The 3900-nt window shown below is 63.6% G+C and carries 4 protein-coding genes; 2 read left to right on the top strand and 2 right to left on the bottom strand.

What is annotated here, in order from left to right:
* Nucleotides 1–317 (top strand): M23 family metallopeptidase (locus EN969_RS20530; RefSeq protein WP_164758378.1); only part of this gene is annotated, 317 nt, incomplete at its 5' end.
* A gap of 6 nt (nt 318–323) precedes the next feature.
* Here the strand turns inward: EN969_RS20530 and EN969_RS20525 are convergent.
* Nucleotides 324–1883 carry an MFS transporter gene (locus EN969_RS20525; protein WP_127419345.1) on the bottom strand — a complete coding sequence of 520 codons (1560 nt, stop codon included), beginning with the start codon at nt 1881–1883 and terminating at the stop codon, nt 324–326.
* A gap of 151 nt (nt 1884–2034) precedes the next feature.
* Between EN969_RS20525 and EN969_RS20520 the strand changes: the two genes are divergently transcribed.
* Nucleotides 2035–2667 carry a TMEM175 family protein gene (locus EN969_RS20520; RefSeq protein WP_063169065.1) on the top strand — a complete coding sequence of 211 codons (633 nt, stop codon included), beginning with the start codon at nt 2035–2037 and terminating at the stop codon, nt 2665–2667.
* Here EN969_RS20520 and EN969_RS20515 read toward each other — a convergent pair.
* Nucleotides 2641–3900: L,D-transpeptidase family protein (locus tag EN969_RS20515; protein WP_127419344.1), on the bottom strand; the 1260-nt coding region annotated here is incomplete at its 5' end. The two genes, EN969_RS20520 and EN969_RS20515, sit on opposite strands and share 27 nt — an antisense overlap.

Genomic DNA, 3900 nt, shown 5'->3' with positions numbered 1-3900 from the left:
ACGCCAATGGCTACGAAACCTCATACAATCACCAGAGCGCCTTTGCCAAAGGCATCGAACCGGGCGTGCACGTCCGCCAGGGCCAGACCATCGGCTTCCTCGGCCAAACCGGCCTCGCCACCGGCCCGCATCTTCACTACGAGCTGATCGTCAACGGCACCAAGGTCGATCCGATGCGTGTCCGCCTGCCGGTCGGCAAGGTGCTGAAGGGCGATGACCTCGTCGCCTTCAAGCGCGAACGCGAACGCATCGACGAACTGTTGAAGCAGGAAGACAGCGATTCGCTGAAGGTTGCGAGCGCCAAGATCGACGGTTGATCGGCTTCAGCCTGGCGTATCTTCGGCCTTTCGCGGCCATGGCAATCGATCACCGGGAATGGTCGTCCAGGCGATAACAGCCGCAAGCAGGCAAAGCAGCGCGGTCACCGAAGAAACCGCGGCAAACGCGGCGTCGCTGGCGGCGAGCCTTGTCGCATCGATGGCCGGGGCAAGCCCGGCTGGCGCCGGTTCACCAAATCCCGGGATGCCGGACGTTGCGCTCGCGTCCAGTGCATTCGCGTAGACCCACGCGGCAAGCGAGCCCATCGCCGCCACCGCGATCAGACCGCCGATGCGTGAGACGGCATTGTTGATGCCGGAGGCCGCCCCCGTGTCCTTGTCCTCCACCGCCGTCATGATCGCGGTCGACAAGGGCGACACGACCAGAGCCATGCCGAGCCCCATCAGCCCCATCAGCGGGAATGTTCCGGTCCAGAAATTGTGGATGCCGGCGTAGGTGAGCAAGGCCAGCCCGGCAAACGCAAAAGCCACGACCAGGCTGCCGCAGGCGATCGGAAAACGCGGTCCGATCCGGTCCGACAGCTTGCCGACAGGTCCCGACAAAAGCGCGATCGATGCCGACAAGGGCAGGAAGATGAAGCCGACCTCGGCCGTGCTCAGGCCCCAGCCGGCGATCAGCAGCATTGGCAGATAGAAAAGGTTGGCCGACAGCGCAAAATAGAGGAAGAACGTCGCCACATTGGCGCCGGCGAAAGCACCGACGCGAAACAGGCTGAGGTCGATCATCGGCTCGCGCTGCCGAAGCTCGAAGACGATGAAGACAGCCAGCAATACGACGCCGGCGGCAATGCTCGGCCCTGCCATGAGGCCCTCGCCGCTGGCGCTCATCGAGGTCAGCCCATAGGCAAGCGCACCGAAAGCCAATGTCGCGAGCGCTGCACCGCCGAGATCCAGGCTGCGTTTCTCCGTCGGCACATCGGCCGGAACCTTGGCCAGCAGAAGCCAGATCGAAATCAAGCCCAGCGGCAGGTTGATGGCGAAGATCGCCCGCCAGATGCCGTCACCGAAGGCCGACAGCACGAAGCCGCCGAACACCGGGCCAAGTGCCGTGGTCAGCGCCGAAGCCGCCGCCCAGATGCCGATAGCACGGCCGCGTTCTTTCTTCGGGTAGGCCTTGGCGATGATGGCGAGGCTGCCAGGCTCCATGATTGCCGCACCGATGCCCTGCAACGCGCGAAATGCGATCAGCACAATTGCATTCGGCGCCAGCGCACAGGCAAGCGAAGCGAGGATGAACAGCGCGATGCCGGCCACGAAGGCGCGGCGCAGACCGAATCGGTCACCGGCAGCGCCCCCGGCCAGGATCAGCGCCGAGAGCGTCAACGCATAGGCATTGGAAATCCACTGCGCCTCGGCAAGGCTTGCGCCGAGATTGACGCGGATCGCTGGTGTAGCGATGGCCAGGATGGAGCCGTCTATGAAGCCAAGCGCCGAGGCCAGAATTGCCGCGATCAGCACAAATCGTCGCCGCGACTGCGGACAAAACGTTCCATTCGTGACCGGATTGGTCAGCGGGACGGCGGCGGCTTCACTTGGTGAATGCATGAAACCTTGCTTAAACCCCTGGCGCACCGGCAACAACCAGCCAGTGGCTTGCTGTCGCTGAAACCAGCCGTTTGGCCAGGGTCGCACCCTGTCAGATGCAAATGGCGGCAACCATGCTAGGTTTCCGGAAGGTGCCGATGGGGAAACATCGATGAAGCGGCCACTTGAAGCATCGGCTGAGGGACGCGGCCGTATCGTCGGGATCACCGATGGCGTATTCGCCATCGCGCTCACCCTGATCGTTCTCGAAATCAGGGTGCCGGCGCACGAGGCGATCCATTCCGAACGCGAGCTGCTCGCCGCGATCGCCGCCCTGGCGCCGCGTTTCCTGACCTACGCCTTGAGCTTCCTGACGCTGACCATCTTCTGGTTTGGCCAGCAGGCGCAGCATGGTCTGATCGCCAAATCCGATCGACGGCTTGCCACGCTGAACCTTTGCTTTCTCGCCTTCATCGCCTTGCTGCCCTTCTCGACCGATCTTCTGGCCGACTTCCTCGAGTTCAGAACCGCGGTGCTGGTCTACTGGCTCAATCTGCTGGCGCTCGGCGTCACGCTGTTCGCGAGCTGGCGTTATGCGGAGAAAAGCGGCTTCGTAGCAGAGGATGTCGATGCGGAAACCAAACGCACGGTCTATCTGCGCATCATCAAGGCACAGATCCTGTGGGCGGTCGGCGCCGCACTCTCGCTTGTCAGTCCCTTGCTCGGCGTCGGCTTCATCCTGGTCGTGCAGTTGGTCTATGCCGCCGCGCTTCGCGGTTCACTGCTGCGCAAGGTTATCGGCTGAGGGCCCGCCGACAAACTCCACCGTCACGCCCGGCGAAACCAATTTGGCCAGCTCCCGCGCATCCCAGTTGGTCAGGCGTACGCAGCCATGGCTCTCGGTCTTGCCGATCTTCGACGGATCGGGCGTGCCGTGGATGCCGTAGGTCGGCTTATCCAGGGCGATCCAGACCGAACCGACGGGACCGTTCGGGCCCGGCGGAATGGTCAGGACCTTGTCGTTTTGACCCTGCTTGAAATTGATGCTGGGATTGTAGGTGTAGTTCGGATCGAGCGCCACGCGCGACACCGTGTGTATGCCGGACGGTGACGGCGTATCCGACGAGCCGATGGTTGCGGGATAGGCCGCGACCAGTTTGCCGCCGGCGTCATAGGCGAAAACCTCTTTCTTGTCCTTGTCGGCGACGATACGCGCCACCGGCGTCGAAACCAGCCTGCCGAAATTGGCGACCTTGATGATCGTGCCGGGACGATTGAAATCGACCTCCGGGTTGAGCGCCTTGAGATAATTCTCGTCCATGTGAAAGCGCTCCGCGAGCGCCTCGGTCACCGACGTATAACCCATGCGGTCGAGTTGCGCCTTCTGGCTGTAGTCTTCCGGGATCGACGCGACATAAGGACCGGCCGCGTCCTCCGCTGTGATCGTGTAATTGGCGAAGGCATCGCCGCCGGATTGCGCAAGTGCCGCCTGGATGGCGACCGCGTCGGTCGATCGCAGATTGGCGCCGGTGATCTGGTTGTAGGCGGCGAGCGCCTTGTCGACATTCGAACCGAAACGCCCGTCGATGACGCCAGGCGAAGCGCCACCCCGGTCGAGCAGCACCTGAAGGGCGGCGACATCCTGGCGCGCTCCCAGCGAAAGTGCCGGGGCAACGGTGGTCTTGTCGCCGGCCTTTGGCGGCAGAGCCGCCTGATCGGCGGGTGTCGTCGGCTGGGCAGGGTCTATCGCGGCCTCGTTCAGCGGCTGGCGCTTGATTGTACCCGGCTTAGCCGGCTGCGGCGCGTCGGGATAATTGTCGTCGTAATTGCCATCGTCCTGCGGCGCCGGCGGGTAGGCTTCGGCGGAATTGTCCCCATAGGGATCGTACTCATCTGCCGGCGGCGGGATAACGCGGCCTTCCTCTTCCAACTGCTTGCGCCGGAACCGCGCCATGTCTTCCGGATCGTCGAGATAGTAGCGGTCGTCGCCTTCGGGGGCGCGGCCCAGTTCGCGCAGTCGTGTCTCGCGGCGCAAGGC

The organism is Mesorhizobium sp. M7A.F.Ca.CA.003.01.2.1 (assembly GCF_003998945.1).
In the GTDB taxonomy this organism is placed as follows: domain Bacteria; phylum Pseudomonadota; class Alphaproteobacteria; order Rhizobiales; family Rhizobiaceae; genus Mesorhizobium; species Mesorhizobium ciceri.
Note: the sequence above shows the minus strand (reverse complement) of the source record. Positions and strands in the feature narration are given on the sequence as shown.